The sequence below is a fragment of the Flavobacterium sp. RSP49 genome, assembly GCF_003968735.1.
GTDB lineage: Bacteria > Bacteroidota > Bacteroidia > Flavobacteriales > Flavobacteriaceae > Flavobacterium.
The window spans coordinates 47508-72033 of the sequence record NZ_RYDN01000013.1 but is presented as its reverse complement, the minus strand read 5'-3'; the positions used below and the strand labels follow the sequence as shown (position 1 = coordinate 72033).

General features: G+C 34.8%; 13 protein-coding genes. 9 read left to right on the top strand and 4 right to left on the bottom strand.

The window, feature by feature from the left end; genetic code table 11:
- The first annotated feature begins 194 nt into the window (after positions 1 to 194).
- Positions 195 to 1217: a Holliday junction branch migration DNA helicase RuvB gene (gene ruvB, locus EKM02_RS08640; protein WP_126454217.1), complete on the top strand. Its 1023-nt coding sequence runs from the start codon at positions 195 to 197 to the stop codon at positions 1215 to 1217.
- A gap of 140 nt (positions 1218 to 1357) precedes the next feature.
- On the top strand, positions 1358 to 2296 hold the full coding sequence (queG, locus tag EKM02_RS08635; protein ID WP_126454215.1) for a tRNA epoxyqueuosine(34) reductase QueG: 939 nt from the start codon (positions 1358 to 1360) through the stop codon (positions 2294 to 2296).
- Position 2297: 1 nt separating this feature from the next.
- Here the strand turns inward: queG and EKM02_RS08630 are convergent, their stop codons facing one another.
- The 4 genes from EKM02_RS08630 to EKM02_RS08615 all read right to left on the bottom strand — a co-directional run bounded on the left by EKM02_RS08630 (position 2298) and on the right by EKM02_RS08615 (position 7733).
- Positions 2298 to 3326, bottom strand: a complete 1029-nt coding sequence (locus EKM02_RS08630) for a LacI family DNA-binding transcriptional regulator (protein WP_126454213.1) — start codon at positions 3324 to 3326, stop codon at positions 2298 to 2300.
- A 549-nt stretch (positions 3327 to 3875) separates the two neighbouring features.
- Positions 3876 to 4763 carry a carbohydrate kinase family protein gene (locus tag EKM02_RS08625; protein ID WP_126454211.1) on the bottom strand — a complete coding sequence of 296 codons (888 nt, stop codon included), beginning with the start codon at positions 4761 to 4763 and terminating at the stop codon, positions 3876 to 3878.
- A gap of 2 nt (positions 4764 to 4765) precedes the next feature.
- Positions 4766 to 6094 (bottom strand): sugar porter family MFS transporter, encoded by a 1329-nt coding sequence (locus tag EKM02_RS08620; protein ID WP_126454209.1) that lies wholly within the window; start codon positions 6092 to 6094, stop codon positions 4766 to 4768.
- A 49-nt stretch (positions 6095 to 6143) separates the two neighbouring features.
- Positions 6144 to 7733 (bottom strand): glycoside hydrolase family 32 protein, encoded by a 1590-nt coding sequence (locus EKM02_RS08615; protein WP_126454207.1) that lies wholly within the window; start codon positions 7731 to 7733, stop codon positions 6144 to 6146.
- A gap of 323 nt (positions 7734 to 8056) precedes the next feature.
- On the opposite strand from EKM02_RS08615, the gene EKM02_RS08610 reads away from it, so the two are divergent.
- From EKM02_RS08610 to EKM02_RS08580, 7 genes are all read left to right on the top strand, one after another.
- On the top strand, positions 8057 to 10063 hold the full coding sequence (locus EKM02_RS08610; protein WP_126454205.1) for a glycosyl hydrolase family 95 catalytic domain-containing protein: 2007 nt from the start codon (positions 8057 to 8059) through the stop codon (positions 10061 to 10063).
- Positions 10064 to 10831: 768 nt separating this feature from the next.
- The gene (locus EKM02_RS08605) at positions 10832 to 13765 is read left to right on the top strand and encodes a SusC/RagA family TonB-linked outer membrane protein (RefSeq protein WP_234423166.1); all 2934 of its coding nucleotides are present in this window, start codon (positions 10832 to 10834) and stop codon (positions 13763 to 13765) included.
- Between the two features lie 11 nt (positions 13766 to 13776).
- Positions 13777 to 15315 (top strand): RagB/SusD family nutrient uptake outer membrane protein, encoded by a 1539-nt coding sequence (locus EKM02_RS08600; protein ID WP_126454201.1) that lies wholly within the window; start codon positions 13777 to 13779, stop codon positions 15313 to 15315.
- 265 nt (positions 15316 to 15580) lie between these two features.
- Positions 15581 to 18898, top strand: coding sequence for a VCBS repeat-containing protein (locus tag EKM02_RS08595; RefSeq protein WP_126454199.1), 3318 nt, complete (start codon positions 15581 to 15583; stop codon positions 18896 to 18898).
- Positions 18891 to 22151: a VCBS repeat-containing protein gene (locus tag EKM02_RS08590; protein ID WP_126454197.1), complete on the top strand. Its 3261-nt coding sequence runs from the start codon at positions 18891 to 18893 to the stop codon at positions 22149 to 22151. Before EKM02_RS08595 ends, EKM02_RS08590 begins: the two co-directional genes overlap by 8 nt.
- Positions 22152 to 22184: 33 nt before the next feature.
- Positions 22185 to 23540 carry a vanadium-dependent haloperoxidase gene (locus EKM02_RS08585; protein WP_126454194.1) on the top strand — a complete coding sequence of 452 codons (1356 nt, stop codon included), beginning with the start codon at positions 22185 to 22187 and terminating at the stop codon, positions 23538 to 23540.
- Complete coding sequence (locus EKM02_RS08580) at positions 23540 to 24457, top strand: GyrI-like domain-containing protein (protein ID WP_126454192.1); 918 nt, start codon at positions 23540 to 23542, stop codon at positions 24455 to 24457. The genes EKM02_RS08585 and EKM02_RS08580 overlap by 1 nt, the downstream gene beginning before the upstream one ends.
- Positions 24458 to 24526 lie beyond the last annotated feature (69 nt).

Here is a 24526-nt window from a genome sequence, read left to right as displayed (position 1 = left end):
TAAGTGTATAGTCACCGTATTTATAGAAGGGTTCAATTGTCAATGCAGTGCATTCAATAACCATTGTGGCGTCTGGATTGAGTTTTAATGAGAAGAATAGCGGTCTGAAATAGTTTGCTTGATAGTATTGCTTTTTATTTATAGCATTTGAAATTTAAATTTATAATTCAATATTGCTTTGCTATCTTTGTTATATGAATGAAAATTTAGACCCAACAGCAAATGGTTACAATTCAGAAGAGCTAGATCTTGAAAAAAAATTGAGACCACTTTCTTTTGATGATTTTGCAGGACAAGACCAAATATTAGAAAATCTGAAAGTTTTTGTTCAGGCTGCAAATCAACGAAATGAAGCACTTGATCACACGCTGTTTCATGGTCCACCTGGCTTAGGAAAAACAACATTAGCCAATATTCTTGCTAATGAATTGCAAGTGGGAATCAAAATTACTTCCGGTCCGGTTTTGGACAAACCTGGAGATTTAGCGGGTTTACTGACTAATCTGGAAGAAAGAGACGTATTATTTATTGATGAAATTCATCGTTTGAGTCCAATAGTAGAAGAATATCTGTATTCTGCTATGGAGGATTTTAAGATTGATATCATGATTGAATCAGGACCTAATGCAAGAACTGTCCAAATCAATCTAAATCCATTTACCTTAATTGGAGCCACCACTCGTTCCGGTTTATTGACCGCTCCCATGAGAGCGCGTTTTGGAATTTCTTCCCGCTTACAATATTATACCACTGAGTTGCTCACCACAATCGTAGAAAGAAGTGCTACTATATTTAAAATGCCTATATCCATGGAGGCAGCTATAGAAATAGCGGGCAGAAGTCGTGGAACTCCTCGTATAGCGAATGCATTGTTACGGCGTGTTCGTGATTTTGCCCAGATAAAAGGGAATGGCACTATCGATATAGAAATTGCCCGTTACGCTTTAAAAGCACTTAATGTAGATGCTCATGGCCTGGACGAGATGGATAATAAAATACTAAATACAATCATCGATAAATTCAAAGGCGGACCTGTAGGTTTATCTACTTTGGCGACAGCCGTATCTGAAAGCAGTGAAACAATCGAGGAAGTCTATGAACCATTTTTGATTCAGGAAGGTTTTATTATGCGTACGCCAAGAGGTAGAGAAGTTACCGATAAAGCATATCAACATTTAGGGAAATTAAAAACAAACAATCAAGGCGGTTTATTCTGATTTTTAGGAGCTGTTTCCCGCTTTCCGCTGTATTTCCGATATAGAAAAACAAAGCTTTTTCAGCCGTAGTTTTTGTTAATCGGGAGACGCTGCTGCTATCAGGGCTTGGAATCCCGTTTATTAACCTCTATTTTTTAACTATTAATACAAAAACGACATACACGCAATTTATCAAATCTGAAGCGAAACGTCTCGGATTTTTATCCTGTGGAATAGCTAAAGCTGGTTTCTTGGAACAAGAAGCACCGCGGTTAGAAAACTGGTTGGAGAACAATAGAAATGGCCAAATGTCCTATATGGAAAACCATTTTGACAAGCGTTTAAATCCAACTTTACTTGTTGAGGAAGCTAAAAGTGTAGTTTCACTGTTGTTAAATTATTATCCAGAAGACCTGCAAAATACAGATTCTTATAAGATTTCAAAATACGCGTACGGTCAGGATTATCATTTTGTGATCAAGGAAAAACTCAAAGAATTTTTATTTTCTATTCAATCTACAATCGGAGATGTTTCTGGTCGGGCTTTTGTAGATTCGGCTCCAGTCCTTGACAAAGCTTGGGCTGCCAAAAGTGGTTTGGGTTGGATAGGTAAGAACAGTAATTTATTGACACAAAAAGTAGGGTCTTTTTACTTTATCGCGGAACTCATTATCGATTTAGATTTAGACTATGACAATCCTACAACCGATCATTGTGGTACGTGTACGGCTTGTATAGATGCGTGCCCTACAGCAGCAATAGTTGCGCCTTATGTAGTAGATGGCAGCAAATGCATTTCCTATTTTACAATTGAATTAAAAGAAAATATCCCTCAGGAGATGAAAGGTAAATTTGATGAATGGGCTTTTGGATGCGATGTATGTCAGGATGTCTGTCCTTGGAACAAGTTTTCAAAACCACACAGTGAACCTTTATTTGACCCAAATCCAGAATTACTCTCCTTGTCCAAAAAAGATTGGATAGAAATTACTGAAGAAACATTTAAAGCTGTTTTTAAAAACTCACCACTTAAAAGAGCTAATTTTCAAGGATTAAAAAGGAATATTGATTTTTTACAAGAACGAAATTTTGAAACTTAATTTATTTGAATTTTATAGAAGATTCTCTAACAATAATGCTTGTTTCTAATTCAATAATTCTTGGAATAAAAAGAATTCCTTCTTTATGACAATTCATTTCTTCTAACAATAAGTTAAAAGATGCAATTCCCATTTCATGGCTTGGCTGATCTACAGTACTAAGTTTTGGCGTCAGTACTTGCGATATAAACCAATTGCTGAAACCTATTACCGCTACTTGTTCCGGGACATTGATTTTGTTTTCATTAAAATAGGCTAATACTCCCACTGCTACCAGATCCGTTATAGCAAAAATGCCGTCTATATCAGCATGCTCTTCAATAATCTGTTTAGCAAAATCTCTTCCTTCTTCAAAAGTCACATTTTCACATGTAAAAACTAATTTTGTGTCAAAAGGAATATTATTTTTCTCTAATGCTTTTTTATATCCAATATATCGATCTATTGAATTTTGAGGATTTAGGGGTCCTCGAATGTGGGCTATTTTCCTGCAGCCGTTATCAATTAAGTGTTGCACTGCATTAAAGGCCGCTTTTTGGTCATCAATTATTACTTTCGAGCATTTAGAAAGCTTTGCTATTTTGTCAAACATAACAAAAGGAATATTTCTATTGATGATTTCTTTTATGTGATCGTCATTATTGGACTCATTTGATAAGGACATTATGATTCCGTCAACTCTTTTGTTTATTAGCAGTTCTACTTGTTTTTTTTCTAAAGCCAGTGTCTCATTTGATTGTAAAATGATTACTAAATAGCCGTTTTTTTCAGCTTCGTTGATGATAGCATTGACAACATTCGAAAAGAAATGATGTACAACTTCAGGAATAATTAGACCAATGGTTTTTGATTCTTTTGTTCTTAAATTTACTGCAAAACTATTAGGAGTGTAGTGTAATTGCTGGGCAAGTTCAATTACCGCTTTTTTAGTTTTTTCACTAACATCAGGGTAATTTTTAAGCGCTTTTGAAACAGTCGTTATTGAAATTCCCAGTTTTGTTGCAATTTCCTTAAGAGTAATGTCTTTCATGAATCGAATTTCTACGTATTTAATTTTAAGAAAAGGTCTTTATAGTAACTTTGCTGTGCGATCTTTTTCAGTCTTTGACATAGGTATAAAAAAGACTATAAGTTCAAATATTCCTTACCAAGGTATTGATTTTTATCGTATTTCTGTAATTTTTTAATAATAAAACAAATTATTACACATTCGTTACATAAACTAATTGGATCTGCCATTTTTAGTAAAGGCGGGAACATCCTAGGTTGACGTTCTTTCATTTATACGTGTTCCGATCTTAATGTACTTAAAACCAGAAGGGAATTGTTTTCTTTAATAGATTTCGGCATTCCTTCAATGACTCTGAAACGTGGGTTTTAGAAATCCGTAATTGAGTGGCTATTTCGTTGATAATGGGATTTTTCAAAGTTCAATACTTTTGTTTAAAACCCTAAAAAAAGTTCAATAACTTTGTTGTTATCCCAAAAAGTTTCGGTAAATCAATCTTTTCATGATTGATTTACTAATACATAGGTTTTTTTTGGGTCGTTGTAATTGTTAAAGATCAGTTTCGCTAAACTAGCATGGATTCATAAAGGCACTAATTTCTTTATTTGAAATTTTGGGATTGGCTCCTTCATTTTTGGCTACAATGGCTCCTATTGCGCAAGCGAAATCAATTGCTTCTTGAGGATTGGCATCCTTTAATAGTTTAGAAAGCAATCCAGCTAAAAAAGAATCTCCGGAACCCACGGTATCTACAACATTTATTTTATAGCCACTATTGTAGTACATTTTTTCATTGTAACACAACACCGCACCATGATTTCCTTTTGTAACGCAAATGTGTTTTGTATTCGTTTGTGTGGCAATAAAAAGAATATTTTGCTCTAATGAATGGTATGGTGAATTCATAAAAGCACTTATTTCATACAATTCCTCATCATTAAATTTTATAAAATCTGACTGCATCATCAAATTAATCAGTAGTTCCTTAGTGTAAAAAGGAGCACGTAAATTAACATCGAAAACAGCATATTTTGCATAGTTAATTATTTCTAATAGGGAATCCTGTGAAACAGAATCTCTACATGCAAGACTCCCAAAAACTAGTGCATCTGCTTTTTTGACCATTATTTCGTCTTCCGGAATACATATAATTTTGTCCCAAGCAACCGGATAATTGATTGTGTATGAAGCAGTTCCTTTCTCATTTAATTGAACAATAACTTGTCCGGTAGAAGCGTTTTTATCAACTTGAATCGTATCGGTAACAACTCCATTTTTTTTAACAAAGGCAAGGAGTTCTTTTCCAATTTCATCATTTCCTACTCGGCTTATTATTTGAGCATCAATACCAAGTGATGCTAAACGCAGCGCCACGTTCAATGGCGCTCCTCCGATTTTTTGGTGCGTTGGGAAAACGTCAAATAAAACTTCCCCGAAACAGATTATTTTTTTGGTCATAATTATTCTTTTTTTGACAAACTTTCAGATAGTTCTTCTAATGTTCTCCCTTTGGTTTCCGGCATTTTTGTAAATACCCAAAGCAATTGAAAAACCATCATTATGCAGAAGACGGCAAAAACGGTTGTTGTTCCAATCTCTTTAAACAAAAACGGAATGAATGATGGGATTAATGCTGCTAAAATCCAATGTACAGAAGTGCCAAAAGAGGTTCCGGCAGCTCGAAGTTTATTAGGGAACAATTCAGAGATAAATACCCAAATGACAGCTCCTTGACCTATGGCGTGTGAGGCTATAAACAAAAAGAAAAATAACGGAACAGCCATTCCTTTCCATTCAAAATAAAAGGCGGTTGTCACTAATCCTAGAGAAATAATGTATCCTACCGAACCCAAATACATGAGCGTTTTTCGGCCATATTTATCTATTAGCGAGATTCCAATCATGGTAAATATTAAATTGATTATCCCAATTCCGATACTACTCAAAAAAGAGGCAGATTTTTCTAATCCTGCCAATTCAAAAATTCGAGGGGCATAATATAAAAAAGCATTAATTCCGGAGAGCTGATTGAAAAAGGCAATAAAAAACGCTAAGAGCAATGGTTTTCTATATTTAGCCATGAAAATAGATTCGTTTTTCCCCTCCTGAACAGTTTCTTTTTCTATAGCAGCAATTTCCGCTTCTACTGCTGCGTCACTATTGATTTGCTTCAAAATAGCGACTGCTTTTTGTCTGTCTTTTTTGTATTCTAAAATCCAACGCGGACTTTCCGGGATTCCAAATACCAGAAGTGTGTAAATGAAAGATGGAAACGCTTGTATTCCTAACATCCATCGCCAGGCATTTTCTCCTATATCTTGCAAATAGTAGTTGGATGTAAAGGCGATTAAAATTCCAAAAACAATATTGAATTGGTACAAAGCAACCAGTTTTCCACGGTCTTTTGCAGGAGCAATTTCAGAAACATAGGTTGGAGCAGCAATGGTTGAAGCGCCAATACCAATTCCGCCAAGAAATCTAAAAACGGAAAAGAAAATGGGATCATTTGCGAATGCAGTTCCAATGGAAGAAACCAAAAACAGTAATCCTATAATTATTAGAGTCTTTTTCCGACCTAAAATATTCGTTGGAAACGCACCAAAAATAGCGCCAATAACCGTTCCCCATAATGCGGATGACATGACTACTAATCCATGAAACAAATCAGAAGAACCCCATAGTTGTTGCAATTGTTTATCTGCTCCTGAAATTACGACGGTGTCAAATCCAAATAGAAATCCAGCAAAGGCAACGATAATGGACCAATAGAGTATTTTTTTGTTATTCATTATTCTGTTTTTTTTAGTTAGTGGTTTTGGTTATTATAAATGAATTTTATTACCAGATTCCTTTTATTTCAGCAATACTAAAATTTTTAATTTCTTGATTTTCATCGGATTGAATGGTTAGTTTGGTATATGGTTTGTTAGGAAAAATTTGTTCTGTGAAACTGTAAACGCCACCGTTGAGGAAAATTTCTATTGAGGACCAATCTACTATGATTTGATAATCAATAGCCTCAGAAATTATATTTGGAATTTTGGTGTTGTGTATTTCTTCTCCAAAACTTTTTTCAAAATTGACTACGCCGGAATGTCTTCTGTCAACAGAAAAAGTCTTTTGTTTGGCATCGTAATTCATGACCAAAGAATCCTTTACATCATTGGAAAAAACCAATTTTAAATTTTCATTTTTGGCGTTAAATTGAACTGCTGACTGATTCAAATATTGGTAATTAAATGTAGTTTTTTGATTCGCTTTTAGGATAATTTCATCTTTAGAAAAGGCTATGGCCTCTTGTTTTTTGAATTGTTCCACAGCAACGTTTTTTAGGACATAATTGCCCTTGATTTTTGCAAGCGAAAGTTCTCTTGGCAACGTCATGGCGCTTCTCCAGTTTTTGGTAGGCGTGTTTCGCGCATAAGACCAATTGCTCATCCATCCTATGAATATCCGTTTGTTTTCTGGCGCATTATTGTACGTGACTCCGGCATAGTTATCAGCTCCGTTGTCAATCCATTTGATGGATTTTTGAGTTGTTTTAAAACTTTTTCCATCAAAATCACCAATGAAATATTGTGTTCCTGAACCACCAAGTGGTGCACCGGGATTGATGCTGATGAGTAGAACCCATTTTTCTTCATTGGAACCGGCAATTTTTAATTTGAAAAGATCAGGACATTCCCAAACACCGCCATGAGCTCCTATATTTTTACCAAATTCACTTTCGAATTTCCAATCAATTAAATTCTTGGAAGTATAAAATTGTGCATGATCTCCTGCTACTAATACCATATTCCAAAGATTAGTTTCGGTATTCCAGAACATTTTAGGATCTCTAAAATCTTTCTGATCAACATTTCCTATGATTGGATTTCCATTGTATTTGAGCCAAGTTTCGCCTTCGTCTAAGCTATATGCCAATCCTTGCGTTTGATAATTTCTTTTGCCCGCTTTTTCGCCTGCCATGTCGTGATAGGTAAAAATGGCAATCATTGGTGGATTTTCTTTTGTTCCCAAACCAGAAGTATTTTTTAAATCTACAACGGCACTTCCTGAAAATATCATTCCTAATTTGTCAGGAAACAAAGCGATTTTTTGTTGTGTCCAATGGATTAAATCTTTACTTGTGGCGTGTCCCCAATGCATTGGTCCCCAAACGATATCATCTGGGTAATATTGGTAAAATAAATGATAAATCCCTTTATAGAAAACCATTCCGTTAGGATCATTCATCCATTTTTTTTCCGGAGAAAAATGAAATTGCGGTCTAAAAGGTTCTTTGTATTTTTTAGAGGAATCTACTGCTAATTTTCCAGAAGCAACAATGGTGATAACATCATTTTTAGTTTCTTTTATGCAGGAAAATAGAATTAAAGAGACTGCAAATAGTATTAAAATAGAGGGGATTTTATTTGTGGACTTCATTAAAAAAAAGATTAATTAGTATAGTAAGTAAGTCGAAAGTTTAAAAGTCGTAAAGTCAAAAGAATTAACTTTAAGTAAAACAGCTTTAAATCATATTGTTACATAATTTTATCCTGATTTTAAAATACGATATTATACCATGGTTATTACTTATCTTCATAAAAATAGAATTATAATTTGTAATTGTTGATTTGGAATCGACCAAAAACGTTTTTGATGAGTCGAAAACGTTTTCGATTTGTATTTCACCTACTATCTGGATCGATGTACATTTTTAACGAATAATTTGTATATGTTTGAAAATATTATTAAAATATTATATGATGAATTCAACAGTTAAAATATTGGTTTTCATGCTTTTAGTTAGTGTTGGGGTTTGTGGTCAAGCCCAATCAGACGAATGGCACTTATATGCTAATTCCAGAGAGAATTATTTTGGAGTTGCCATGGCCAATGGTCAAATAGGAATCGTGACTGACGACACACCTCTCAAAACAAAAGAAATTATCCTGAATGGCGTGTATGACGGAAGTCCTGAAAATGGGATCAGCAGAATAGTACGCGGAATAGAGTTTTTGAATCTGCATTTGAATATCAATAATCAAGAAATCAAATCAGACAATATCGATAATTGGAGTCAAGTGGTTTCAATGAAAGAAGGAACGAGTAGCACTTCCTTTTCGTTTAAAGATTTGGCCACAATTAATTATACGATTTTGGCGAATAGAGCTGTTCCTTTTTCAGCGATGGCAATTGTCGAAATTACTCCTATTAAGGATATAGAAATTACCGCTAACAATTACATGGTTGTTCCTGATGAACTGAAAGAGGCAAAAAGTCAGTTTCGGGTCTTAAAGGACAATCAGTATTTAATGCCGGTTTTTGGCACTACAGCTAAAACGCTAACCGGTAAGTATACAGTGGCCGCTTCAACAACTTTTCTTTTTGATGGTGAAAGCGAAACCTTAAAACAAACCGGAAATGAAGTTGGGTTTACTAAAAAATTGATCAAAGGCCAAAAATACCGTTTTGCAGTGGCAGGAGGAATTTGCACTTCCAAGGATGTTACGGATCCTTTGAATGAATCCGAAAGACAACCTATTTATGCGCTGCAGGAAGGAATCGATAAATTATTGAACCGTCACAAGCAAGCTTGGGCCGAATTATGGAAAACCGGGGACATACAAATTGAAGGCGATCTGGATGCGCAACAACGGGTGCGTTTTGCGTTGTATAACTTGTATTCTTATATACGTCCGGGAACCAGACAAAGTATTGCGCCTATGGGGTTGTCGTCTCAAGGCTATAACGGACATATTTTTTGGGATACGGAACTTTGGATGTATCCAACGCTTTTGGCACTGCAACCTGATATGGCAAAATCATGTTTGGATTATCGCTCAGATCGTTTGCAAAAAGCAAAACAAAAAGCCTTTATTTATGGGTACAAAGGAGCAATGTATCCTTGGGAATCTGATGATACAGGAGAAGAAGCAACACCAACTTGGGCCTTGACAGGTATTTTTGAACAGCACATCACAGCAGATGTTTCGATAGCTTTTTGGAATTATTACGCCTATACACAAGACATTTCTTGGTTGAAAAAAGAATGGGCGGTTCTTAAAGAAACAGCCGATTTCTGGGTAAGCAGAGTAGTTAAAAATCAAGACGGAAGTTTTTCTATTTTGAATGTAGTTGGTGCCGATGAGTATGCGCAACATGTAGATGACAATGCCTTTACCAATGCATCAGCGATCGAGTCTTTAAAAAATACGATTAAAGCAGCGACACTTTTAAACGAGCCAATCAATCCAGAATGGATAGCAGTATCAGAGAAATTAGTGATTCATAAAAAGGATGGGATTACTCAAAATTATAAAGGATATCAAGGGCAAATGATAAAACAGGCAGATGTCAACTTATTAGCATATCCTTTGCATACAATCACTGACAAAGAACAAATAAAAAGAGATTTGGAATATTACGCCGAAAAAATTGATAAAAAAGATGGTCCAGCTATGGCTTCCGGAGTTTTATCGGTTCTATATGCTCGATTGGGCGATAGAGATAAAGCCTATAGTTATTTTGTGAAATCGTATTTACCTAACAGTCGGCCTCCTTTTGGCGTATTTTCGGAATCAGCCAATAGTAATAACCCTTATTTTGCTACTGGAGCCGGAGCAATGCTTCAGGCCGTTATTTATGGTTTTGGCGGAGTGGAACAAACGGATATGGGATTGAAATACAACAAGGGACTGCTGCCAAAACAATGGAAATCACTTAAGATTATTGGAGTGGGAGTGGATAATAAGACAATTGTTATCAAATAATACAGTAACCCGTTGGGTGTAATTACACCAAACGGGTTACTTTAAATAATTTTTGCCACGAATATACAAGCAATCTATTTTGAAGATTGTTATAGTATTCGTGGTTTTTGTTTTTAGAAGCCATTGGGTTTTATTCAATTTAAATTTTCTATAGAAAAAGAGGTATGATTGCTTTTATTATTGTAGGACTGATTGTTTAGATAGAATAAATAGGATAAAGTGATAAATGATGTAATTACGTAATTTCTTCCAAATTTATATTTTAAAGGAGATTACAATTTAGTTATAATACGTCTTGTAAATATGATATTTTTAGCCGTTGAAACAGTGAGTGAAAATTAAATAGGGTATTTATGGCGTACTATTTTTAGACATTTGACGCGGCTTATTTTGGATTATCGATTTGGTATAAAAAACTTCATTATGATGAGTAATTCGTAATCTTAGTTTGTAAAAAGCTTTTCTATTGAGTAATATACAATTGATTTGAAGTGAAAAAGCCACTAAATTATAATAATATGTTTTTTAGTCTCTTTTTTTTATATTTAGTATAATTTTAGTATTAAATTTTTAAAGGATTAATTTTAAAATCGAAAACGTTTTCGGCGTAACGAAAACGTTATAGTTTAGTAATATCTTAATATTATCATAAATTTATAATTATGTTTGGTGTTAATATTTAAACAAACCAATAAAAAAAATTATTAACCAACTTATTTATTACGTATGAAAAATAGTCTAATTAAAGGCTTGATGGTGTTTCTAACGATGCTGTGTACAAGCTTGACTTATTCGCAAGATGTGTCTGGTACAGTATCTGATGGCAGCGGTCCGCTTCCAGGGGCTTCTGTCTTAGTTAAAGGAACAACAAATGGAGCACAAACTGATTTCGATGGAAAATTTACTATCAAAAATGTAGGCTCAAATGCAGTTTTAGTATTCAGCTACATTGGTCTTAAATCGCAAGAGTTAAATGTTGCAGGTAAGAGCACTATTAGTGTAGTCTTAAAAGAAGATTCTGCAGAACTGAAAGAAGTAATCGTCATTGGTTACGGAACGGTTAAAAAGAAAGATGCAACTGGAGCAGTAGATCAAATTAGCTCTAAAAAATTTGATAACGTAGCCTCTCCTTCCCCAGCGCAATTATTAAGAGGTAAAGTAGCAGGTGTTCAAGTTACTCAATCTAGTGGAGAACCAGGTGGCGCGATTTCTATTAGAGTTCGTGGTAATACTTCTGTTCGTTCAGGAAATGGACCGTTGATAGTTATTGATGGTGTTCCGTTAGATGGAGGAAATGTTTCTGCCGGAGGTGATGGCTTATTGGGTGGTTCAACTCCAAGAAATCCGTTGAACTTTGTTAATCAGAATGATATTGAAAGTATGACTGTGTTGAAAGATGCGTCTTCTACAGCTATCTATGGTTCTCGTGGAGCAAATGGAGTTATTGTTATAACGACTAAAAAAGGGAAATCTGCAGAGCCAGAATTAGCTTATTCAACATCTGTTCAGTTTAGTAAAATCGCAGGAGATTTTGGGGTAATGACAGCAGATCAGTTTGTTGCGGCAGGTGGTGATGACCAAAAATCGAGATCATACGATTGGAAAAAGGCAGTTCTTAGATCAGGGATTACTAAAAATCATGATTTATCCTTCAGTAAATCAACAGCTAATTCTAATACTAGATTGTCACTTAGTGCGACAGATACTGATGGTATTGTCAGAAATACTGGAATAGGAAAATACACTGCGTCACTTTATAATTCAAATGACTTTTTTGGTGGTGCTTTGAAAGTGGAAACTAGATTGGTTTACGCAGGTATTAAAGATCAAACAACGCTTATTTCCAATGACGCTGGATTTATAGGTAATATAATTGGTTCCGCTTTGTATTGGAATCCAACATCTCCAATCTACAACACAGATGGTTCTTATAATGTAATAAGTAATACTTTTTTGAATCCAGTACAATTATTGAATTCTTACACAGATTATACCAATACAAGTAAATTATTCGGTAGTGTCGCAGCTACTTATAAAATCAATAGCAACTTTAGCTATAAATTTTTATTCGGTATTGAAAATTCAACTTCTACTAGAAAAAGTCAATTGTTGCCAACAATTGATATACAAGGACCTCAATTTCAAGCAGTAGATCCTATTGATAACACTGTAAAGAGAGGTACTGCTTTTATTTCAACACAAAATAAATTTAACAGAACTTTTGAGCATACTCTGAATTATAACAAAGAATTTAACGAAAATTTTGTTTTTGACGCTTTAGCAGGATATTCCTTCTATGAATATAATTATGACGGTTTTGGCGTCAGTGCAAAAGGATTTAATAGCGACCAATTAAACTTGATTGATAACATAGAAGGTGCTCTTAGTAGAGAGTATCGTCCATCATCGGGTAGAAATAAGGTGGACTTGCAATCATATTTTACAAGGGTTAATGCTACTTTGTTCAAGAAGTTGTTATTGACTGGTACCGTTCGTATTGATGGTTCTAGTAAATTTGGAGAAAATAATAAATACGGTACATTTCCTTCTTTAGGTGTTGGTTATAAGGTGGTTGAAAGCGGGGCAGGTTTAGTGAATGATGTCAAAATTAGAGGAAGTTATGGTATAACTGGGAATCAAGAATTTGCTCCTAACTCAGCTATTTCTGCAGGTCAATTTGGCTTAAATGGTACTCCAGTAACGGTTAATAACGCCAATCCAGATTTGAAATGGGAAACTACCACTTCTTCCGGAGTAGGTGTTGATTTTGAATTGATTAACAATAGATTGACAGGTTCTCTTGATTATTATAATAAAAACACTACTGACTTGATATTTCCGAATCAACCAGATGGATCTCAACCAGGGACTTATTTTCCTCGCTTGCTGAATGCAAAAGGAAATTTAATTAACAAAGGGTATGAAATTTCATTAAACTACAAAGTAATTGATTCAGGAGATTTTACTTGGGATGTATCGGGTAATGCCTCTTTTAACTCAAATAAATTTACAAATTTTGCTGGATTCGTTCAAACGGGAGGTTTAAATGGTCAAGGATTATCAGGGGCTTATGCCCAAATTATAACGAATGATAGACCTTTATATTCTTACAATTTGTATGAATGGAGAGGATATGATGCTAATGGGATGTCTATATATGCGGATGCTGCGGGTAATGATACAGGTTTAGGGACAGCTGCTAAAAAGATATTAGACAAGCAGCCGTTGCCAAAAGTTAATGTTGGTTTTTCTACAAGTTTTACTTACAAAAACTTTGATGCAAGTGCTTCTTTTTACGGTGCCTTCGGTCATTATATTTATAACAATACAACGAATGCCTATTTCTTTAAAGGTTCATTCTTAGGAGGAAGAAATACAACTGAAGAAGCTGCAACTTCACCTCAGGCACAAGGTGATCCAAATTCACCATCGACTAAATATCTTGAAAAAGGTGATTTTCTTAGAATGGGTAACTTAACTTTTGGTTATACATTTACAGGAAGTTCATTAGAAAAATTAAGAATAAAATCTGCCCGTTTGTTTGTTAATGGTTCTAACTTATTTATTATCACTAAATATTCTGGGACAGATCCGGAGGTTGATACTGATAAATCATTAAATGGTGTGCCATCTGCGGGTATGGAGTATTTATCATATCCAAGAGAGAAAAGTCTAGGAGTTGGACTAAACGTAACATTTTAATAAAAATAACAATGAAAAAAATAAATATAATTAAAGGTATTTTCTTCGTTAGTACTCTTGCGCTTGGCGTAAGTTGTACGAATCTTGAAGAAGAAGTTTTAGATGGGTATGTAGTTCCTGAAAAAGCAGCAGGTGGAGCCATCAATCCTGTGCAATTCTTATCAACAGCTTATGAGGGATTAAGAAATTTTCAAGGGCAGGGAACAATGTTTGCTTTAAATGAAATGTCTACTGATGCCTTAGTCGGACCTACACGTGGTGGTGACTGGGATGACGCGGGAGTTTGGAGACAGATTCACGTACATACCTGGGGGCCAGATCACAATGAGGTAAGAGGGGCGTGGAACCAGTTGTTATCACAAGTTAATAACTGTAACCTAGTAATTTTTAGCGGCAGTGGGACAGCATCTCAAAAAGCACAAGCACGTTTTTTAAGAGCCTTCTATTATTATCATGTAATTGACTTATTTGGTCAAGTTCCTTACAGAGAGGCGGGAAGTTCTTCTTTAGCAGACCCGAAAGTATGGACTAGATCTGAAGCAACTACTTTTGTAATTAGCGAAGTAGAAGCTGTTCTTGCAGACTTACCAGCTAGAATTGTTGGTGATCCTGGAACTGCTAACAAAGACGCGGCTAATTTTTTATTAGCAAAATTGTATTTGAATAAAGGTGTTTTTACAGCAGCTGATGCTGCAGGTCCTTACACATTTGCTGCCGCTGATATGACAAAAGTTGTTCAGCATGTGAATGCTATTAACAGTAGTTTAGCAACAGACTATTGGGATAATTTTAAGCCAACAAATAATACATCTCCTGAGATTTTATTTGCGTCAAGAAACAGTCCAGGAAACGGAGGGAATATTCAATGTTTCTGGAGAATGGGTATGCATTACAATCAAACTCCTGATGGATGGAACGGTTTTGCTACTGTAGCTGAATACTATGACAAATTTAAATCGACTGATAGACGTGCTAAAAACGATGATGCTTCAATTATTGCTGCTTTCGGAAATCCTGTTGGTTTCCAAATAGGTCAGATATACAAGCCAGGAGGAACTCAAATTGTGCGGGATAGAATCAAAACAGATGCTAATCCTCTTGGTCAACCTTTAAAATATACACGCGAATTGACATTAATTACTAGCGGAGCAACATTAGAGTCTGCAGGTATTAGAGCTCAAAAGTACATTCCGGATGTCGCTAGTTTGGGTTCGCCAGAAAATGATTTTGTTTTAATGCGTTATTCTGATGCTTTATTGATGAAAGCTGAAGCTATCTTACGTGGTGGATCAGGAACAGCTCCTAATATGACCGCATATTTTGCAAGAACTAACAGTGCTGCTGTAACTTTAGATCTAGAAGGTATTTATGCTGAGAGAGGTCGTGAGTTATGGTTTGAAGAGTACAGAAGGAATGATATGATTCGTTTTGGAAAATTTCTTCAGGAAAGAGAGCTTAAAAAGTATGTATCAGATAAGAGGTATGCATTGTATCCAATCCCATCTGCGGCTTTATTTAATGTAAATTTAAAACAAAACCCAGGCTACTAAAAAGTTATTTAAAATCAATTATTTTTGAGTTAGTTATAAAGAGGGTATTTATTACCCTCTTTATTTTTTTATAATACACCAAAATGCATTTTAATTTAATCTTGAGTTCTTAATCAATGTTAAATAGTAGTCTTCAAATAATTATAGAAATAAGGAACGTTTTTTTAACTGTTAAGCCTCTATTTTATCTATTTTTAATTTTTTTATATAATGTTTATTATATAAATTAGGCATTTCTAATTACATAATCAAATAGTTTGTAAATATGTTTAATCGTATTTTTTTATTTATTCCTTTAATAATTATTTTTTCTAACTGTTCTAAAAATAACCCTGGAAACAACGATACTTTGTTCTCTAAATTAGATGCCTCCCAAACCGGAATTAATTTTATCAATGAAGTGAAGAATGGTGCGGATATGAACATATTCAAGTACAGGAATTTTTATAATGGTGGTGGTGTGGCTATTGGTGATATCAATAATGATGGTCTTTCGGATGTATATTTCACTTCTAATCTTGGAACCAACAAACTTTACTTAAACAAAGGGAATTTTAAATTTGAAGATATATCTAAAAAAGCCGGAATCGAGGGAACTAAAACCTGGTCAACCGGCGTCGTAATGGTCGATATCAATGCTGATGGGTTTCTGGATATTTATGTCTGTAATGCCGGAAACAGTATGGGTGACTCGCAACAAAACGAACTTTTTATTAATAATGGTGACAATACTTTCACGGAAAAGGCAGCCGAATACAATCTTGCGGATACGGGCATAACAACTCATGCCGCTTTTTTTGATTATGATAAAGATGGCGATCTAGATGTTTATATTTTAAATAATAGTTTTATACCGGTAAGTAGTCTTAATTATTCTAACAAAAGAGATTTAAGAGACAAAGACTGGGATGTGGCTGAAATCCTAAAAGGAGGAGGCGATAAATTAATGCGCAATGACAACGGAAAATTTGTTGATGTCAGTAAAGAAGCAGGCATTTATGGAAGTCTGATTGGCTTTGGTTTAGGCGTTACCGTAGGAGATGTAAACGGAGATTTGTATCCGGATATTTATATTTCTAATGATTTTTATGAAAGAGATTATTTATACATAAACAATAAAAACGGAACCTTTACCGAACAAATTCAGGGATGGACGTCTCATATCAGTCAATCTTCTATGGGTGCTGACATGGCCGATGTAAACAATGACGGGAAAGCCGATATTTTTGTAACCGATATGTTGCCGGAACCGGACGAACGCTTAAAAACGACTACTAATTTTGAAAATTATGATTTATTTACCCGAAAAGTAAATCTCGATTTTTATACGCAGTATATGCAGAACACCCTGCAAATTAATAATGGGAATAATCAATTTCTTGAAATAGCAAATCATGCTGGCGTAGCCAAAACGGATTGGAGTTGGGGCGCATTATTATTTGACATGGATAATGACGGATACAAAGATATTTATGTTTGTAACGGAATTTATAACGATTTAACCAATCAGGATTTTGTAGATTTCTTTGCCAACGAATTCATGCAGAAAATGGTCGTTACGGGCAAAAAAGAAGAAATTCAAACCATTATCAGTAAAATGCCAAGTACTCCAATACCTAATTATGCCTTCAAGAATAACAAAAATCTGACCTTTACGAATGAAGCTTTGAAATGGGGATTAGATACACCAAGTTTTTCTAATGGGGCAGCGTACGGCGATTTAGATAACGATGGCGACCTCGATTTAATTGTCAATAACGTCAATATGGAGGCTTTTATTTATCGAAATAATTCCGAAAAAAGCAAAAATAATCATTTCCTAAAAGTAAAACTAAAAGGCGAAGGACAAAATACATTTGCGGTAGGAAGTGTCGTGGAATTGTTCTCAGGCAAAGAAATTCTCAGACAAGAATTAATTCCTTCCAGAGGATTTCAGTCTTCGGTAGATTATGTGATGACTTTTGGAATAGGTACCAAAAAAATTGACTCTTTGCAGGTAATTTGGCCAAATGGAAAGTTTGAAATGATTAAAAAAGTGGTAAATAATACCACGATGAATTTAAATATTGCAACAGCTAAATTGAATTATGTTCCAAAAAACAAGGTGCTCAAGCCATTATTTTCTGAAAAGAAAGCGCCGTTTTTAGCCCACAAAGAAAATAATTATGTCGATTTTGATCATGAAGGATTAATTTCTAAAATGCTTTCACAAGAAGGACCTGCATTTGCGGTGGCTGATATTAACGGTGACGGAAATGAAGATGTTTTTATTGGCGGAGCCAAAGGACAAGCCGGAAAAATATATGTGAACAAAGGAAATGGTAATTTCACTCTTTTGGCTCAAAAAGACTTGGAGTCAGATGCCGGTTTTGAAGATACTGCCGCTAGTTTTTTTGATGCCAATAATGACGGACACGTTGATTTATTAGTTGGTTCAGGAGGAAATGAGAAATCAGATCAGGCCAATTATAAAAACCGTTTGTATTTGAATGATGGAAACGGATTTTTTGTGAAAAGCAAAACCAATATCCCAACAACGAACAATAATGTTTCCGTAATTGCACCCTATGATTTTGATGATGATGGTGATATTGATGTGTTTATTGGAAGCCGAAGTGTTCCTGGCGTATATGGTATAGATCCAAAACATCTTTTGTTAGAAAATGACGGAAAAGGAAATTTTGTGAATGTAACAGATAAAAAAGCTTTCAAAATAAATACGGTGGGAATGATAACCGATGCCGTTTGGGAAGATATTGATAACGATGCTAAAAAAGATTTAATTCTGGTTGGTGATTGGACCGCACCAATGATTTTTAAAAATACAGGAAGGCGTTTGACAACATACAAAACGAACCTCAGTGGCTACACTGGTTTTTGGAATGCCGTGGCTTGTGTAGACTTAAATAAAGATGGAAAAAAAGATTTAATTCTGGGCAATAGGGGCACTAATATGCCTTATAAACCTACCAAAGGGAATCCTTTGAAATTATTTACCAATGATTTTGACAACAACGGAACCATTGAGCAAATAGCCACCCGATCCGTTAATGGAAAGGATTTGCCAATCCATTTAAAACAAGAATTAGCCAGGCAAATTCCTTCTATAAAGAAGAAAAATTTAAGTTATGCCGATTATTCTAAGAAAACGTTTCAGGAACTTTTCACTCCGGAGATCGTCACTAATTCGATTCAGAAAATCGTTGCTATTCAAGAAAGCGTGATTGCCATTAATAAAGGCAATGGAAAATTTGAAATACAAATGCTTCCAAAAGAAGTACAGTTCTCCAGCGTAAACACTATTTGTGCGATGGATGTAAATAATGACGGAATACTAGACCTGATCTTAGGAGGAAATCAATATGAATTTAAACCTCAGTTTTCCAGATTAGATGCTAATTTTGGGAGTGTCCTCTTAGGAAATAAAAAAGGCACTTTCTCATGGACTCCTTATGACAAATCTGGTTTTTTCATAAAAGGCGAAGTAAAACAACTCAAGGCAATCAAAGACAAAAACAATACGATTTCAATACTAGCCGTCGTAAATGATAATACCCCTAAACTATTTAGACCCAATGAATAATTTTATTAGAATAGGACTCGCATCACTTCTATTTATGGGATGTTCCAAAAAAGAAGGACAGTTGTTTGAAAAATTGTCTTCGGAGGAAAGTAATGTTACATTCAATAATCAATTATTAGAGTCCAAAAACATTTCCATTTTAGATTACCTCTATTACTATAATGGCGGTGGTGTAGCGCTTGGCGACGTCAATAACGATGGTTTGGTCGATATCTATTTTACTTCTAATCAGGGCAAAAACAAACTGTACCTGAATAAGGGCAACAATAAATTTGAAGATATTTCCGCTACAGCCGGAGTAGAGGGACAAAGTGATTGGAATGCGGGAACGGTGATGGCTGATGTAAATGGAGATGGATATTTAGACATTTACGTATGTGCCGTAGTAGGAATTAATGGTTTCGAGGGACAGAATGAACTGTTTATCAATAATAAAGACAATACATTTACCGAAAGTGCGGCTGAATACGGATTAGATCTTGATAATTACAGCTCTTCGGCAGCATTTTTTGATTATGATCTGGACGGGGATTTAGACATGTATTTGTTGAATCATGCGGTTCACTCCGAATTGTCTTTTGGAAATGCCGCTACAAGAAATAAAAGAAGTTACGAATGCGGGGATAAATTATTCCGCAATGACAATGGAAAATTTGTAGATGTTAGCGAACAGGCAGGAATTTTTGGAGGTGCCAATGGCTATGGTTTAGGATTAGCCGTTTCTGATTTTAATTTAGATGGGTATCCGGATATTTATGTGGGGAATGATTTTCATGAAGATGATTATTATTATCTCAATAACGGAGACGGAACTTTTACGGAAAGTTTAAAACAATATTTTGGGCACACCAGCAGGTTCTCTATGGGACTGGACGTTGCGGATGTCAATCATGACGGATTTCCGGATATTATGAGCCTTGATATGCTTCCTGAAGATGAAAAAGTATTAAAATCTTCCTTAGGAGATGATAATCCTCAAATGCTGAAAATGAGAACCGAAAAATTAGGCTATCATTATCAATATGCTAGGAACATGCTGCAATTGAACCAAGCAGGCAATCATTTTACAGAAACCGCATTGTTAAGTGGCCTTGCAGCTACGGATTGGAGTTGGAGCACTTTATTTGGCGATTATGACCAAGATGGAGAGCTGGATATTTTTGTGAGTAACGGAATTACTAAGAGGCCTAACGATTTAGATTATGTAAAATATTATTCAAATGATCAGATAAAGAATAAAATTAGTACTACCAAGTTATTGGATAAAGAGGCGTTGAAGCGAATGCCAAAAGGAAATGTAACAAATTATATTTTTCAAGGATCATCTGATTTGCATTATAAAAACAGATCAGCAGATTGGATAGAAAACGACTCTATTATTTCAAACGGAAGTGGTTATGCCGATATTGATAATGATGGTGATTTAGACGTGATTACTAATAATACGAATAGTATCGCTACCGTCTACATTAATAAAACGGACGGAAAAGCAAACTACCTGAAATTGAAATTGCGGTTTATAGGAAAAAACACCTTTGGGATTGGAGCCAAAGTGATTTCCTATGCCAAAGGAAAAAAACAATTCAAAGAACTGCAAACTACCAGAGGATTTCAGTCCTCATCAGAGCCAATAATTCATTTTGGATACGGAAAAACGACTAAAATAGATTCCTTAGTGGTAATTTGGCCTGATAAAACCTATCAAACTCTGAAGAATTTAAAAACGAATCAAACCCTCACTGTAAAAGCAAATACAAACAGAAAAGCGTTTGATTACAGAAAATTACACCCTGCTGTTTTGCCCATTTTCAAAAAGGTGGAAACAGGATTGGGAATTGATTTTATACATAAGGAAAATGATTATATTGATTTCTTAGTTCAAAAACTGATTCCATATCAACGTTCTGATCGCGGTCCGGCTACTGCAGTAGGGGATTTAAATGGAGATGGAAAAGAGGATGTCTTCTTTGGTGGTTCCAAAGATAAAAAAGCGACAATCTACTTTCAAAATCAAAATGGATTTACCAAGAAAGGTTTTGCTGCCATCGAAAAGGATTCTGTTTATGAAGATGCTTCAGCAGTGATCGGGGATTTCAATGCAGATAAAAGGAATGATTTAGTAGTGGTTTCTGGTGGGGGCGAAAATGCATCCAATCTGGAAGACCGGCTATATCTAAGCAAAGACAATCAATTTCTAAAAGCAACCTTGCCTAAGCTGGCTCAAAACGCATCCGTTGTCAAGGCTTTTGATTACGATAAAGATGGTGATCTCGATATTTTTGTTGGGAATAATTCAATAAATAATAGATTTGGAAGCGTGCCTGATTGTTATTTATTAAACAACAATAAAGGGGTGTTCACTATTGTTCAAAACAAAATTTTTGAAAAAATAGGAATGGTTACGGATGCTATTTTTACGGACTTCAACAAAGACGGTCAAACAGATTTAATTGTGGTAGGTGAATGGATGAAGCCTACTTTTTATGCGAATAAAAACGGTAAATTCTCGGATGTCACAACAACTGTTTTTCCTGAAAAAAGCAATGGACTATGGCAGTCAATACTTTCTTTTGATATTGATCAGGACGGTGACGAAGATTATTTGGTTGGTAATTGGGGAATGAATTCTAAATTTAAAGCCTCGCAGGAATTTCCCATGAAAATGTATTACGGAGATTTTGATGCGAACGGATCTTTTGAAACTATTGTGGCAATAGAAAAAAACGCAAAATATTATACCACTTTAGGTCTGGACGAATTAGTAGAGCAATTCAGTGGCATGCTAAAAAAGAAGTTCAATAGTTACAAATCATTTGCAGGAAAAACTCTCGAGGAAGTTTTTGATCCAAAAATGCTTGCGACAGGAAAATTATTTGAAGTTCATAATTTAAAATCCGGTTATTTAAGAAACGATAAGGGAACCTTTACTTTTATGCCCTTTTCGAATAAAATGCAAGTAGCGCCTATCACCAGTTTTGTGAAATCTAATTTTGATTCAGATGCTAGGGAAGAAGTTTTTGCTGCGGGAAATTATTTTGGCGTTGCTCCATACCACAGTAGATTTGATGGGTTTTCCGGTGCTTTAATCAAGAACGAAAAAACCATCTTGCTAGGACATCAAATTGGTATTGATCTGACTCAAAAAGCAGTTAAGCATTTGGGGATTATCAATTTTAAAGGCAAAAGATATTTACTAATTACCATCAATAATAAAAAGGCAGAGCTGTACGAAATGCCTTCAGCTAAGAACTAATTTAATAAAAAAAACACACTTAAACCTAGTAAAATGAACTCTAAAATTTATCTTTTAGGACTTATAATGCTCTTTTTGACCTCTTGTGGCAAAGAGATGCCAATTAAAGTATCATCAGCTGATTTTTGTGCTGCAGTTGATACAGTAACAGGAATTATGGTTCATGACATATTTTCGCCGCCAGTAGCGAGTAGAATTTATGTTTATCCCAATGTTGCAGCTTACGAGATTATGGCACAAAATAGCACGAAATACGAAAGTTTACAAGGGCAGTTAAAAGGACTGGATTCTATTCCTAAACTAGATCCTAAAAGTGGGGTGAATAAAAATTTAGCGGCGCTTATTGCCCATATTGAAGTGAGTAAAGAATTGATTTTTTCTGAGGAAGCTATAGAAAAATATAGAGATAGTTTGTATGAAAAATGGAGCGCTGAAAATCAAAAAGAATTTGATGTTTCCAAAGCGTACGCTTTAAGAGTGGTAGACAGAATAAAAATGTGGATGGGGAAAGATAATTATAAACAAACGCGTACTTTTTCTAAGTTTTCAGTGTATGCAGATCAACCCGGTCGATGGCAGCCAACGCCACCCTCTTATATGGATGGTGTGGAGCCGCATTGGGGCGAAATAAGAACTTTGGTTATGGATTCAGCCTCTCAATTTAAAGCCATCCCACCTTATCCTTATTCTACGGATAAAAATTCTGCTTTTTATAAAGAGGCAAAAGAAACCTATGATGTCGGAAATTTAATTTCTGAAAAATTAATTGAAGTCGAAAAAAATCCAAGCAAACCAATTCCTGAGGAATCGGCTATAGCTTCCTTTTGGGATTGTAATCCCTATGCTACAGTCATACAGGGACACATGATGTTTGCAAAGAAGAAAAATACACCGGATGCACATTGGATTAATATCACTAAAATAGCCTTGAAAAAATCGAAATCAGATTTTGAAACTACTGTTTTTGCTTACACTATAACATCTATCGGAATTTTTGAGAGCTTCATTAGTTGTTGGGATGAAAAGTATAGGAGTAATGTTGTGCGTCCTGAAACGTATATCAATCAAAACATAGATGAAAACTGGAGACCACAATTACAAACACCTCCTTTTCCGGAATATGTGAGTGGACACTCTGTGGTTTCGTCGTGTTCGGCAATTATTCTAACCTCGATTTTTGGAGATAATTTTAGTTATATCGATGACTCAGAAGTTTCTTTTGGGTTGCCTAAAAGACCTTTTAAATCATTCAAGCAAGCTGCGGCAGAAGCTTCAATAAGTAGGCTTTATGGAGGAATTCATTACAGAGCCGCTATTGAGAATGGTGTTGTACAAGGCAACAATATAGGACATTACATTAATAATACATTAAAAATGAGTAAAAAATAATGACAGTTAGAAAAAAAAGTATAGTAGTATTAAGCGTTGTGTTGTCCTTGTTTTTAGTTTGGTATTTTTTTCTAAAGCAGGCCGATTATTGTATTTCTTTTAAAGTAAAAGCTGCTACAGGAACCGTATTTCAAGGGATTCAGGAATGGTCAATCCTTCAATTGGAAAATGAAAAAGAAAATTACACTATTCTCGAAAAAAGAAATTTTGATTTTATCAAACAAGAAATGAAAAAAGGAGCTGCCCAAATGGAATATACTTGGGATATTAAGTTTGTAAACGATTCAGTTACAAAAGTAAGTGTTGGAATACACGATTTGAATCACAGTTGGTACAATAAAATAACCGTTCCTTTTTTTAATACGAGTTTCAAAGAGGATCAAATCAAGAAAATAACGAATTTTAAAAATGGTTTAACAGAACATCTAAAAAATTTCAAGGTCAGAATTGACGGGGAAGGTTCCTCCGAAGAAACATTTGTGGCCTATATTAGTTTAAAAAGTGTTTTACAGGAAAAAGCACAAAATATGATTGCGAATGACGCTGTAATTACCGGATTTTTATTTCAAAACAAAATAGAAATAGTTGGAAAGCCGTATGTAGAAATTACAAAATGGGATTTGGATAAAGAAATAATCGATTTTAATTATTGTTTTCCAATTAATAAAAAGACAAAAGTCATTGAAAATGAAGCGGTTAAATTTAAAACCTTACCTGCACGCAAAGGATTAAAAGCGACTTACTATGGTAATTTCAGAACTTCAGACAGAGGTTGGTTTGCCTTGATTGATTATGCAAAAAATCACAACCTTAAATTAGAAAATACCGTTTTGGAACATTACATGGACAATCCTTTTAATGGGGGTGTAGAATCAGAATGGGAAACAAAAATCATCATTCCTTTTGCTTCAAAATAAAGGTTGATTGTCGTTGATTTAAAATAATCGAAAACGTTTTCGGGTCTTCCGAAAACGTTTTTGTTTTTA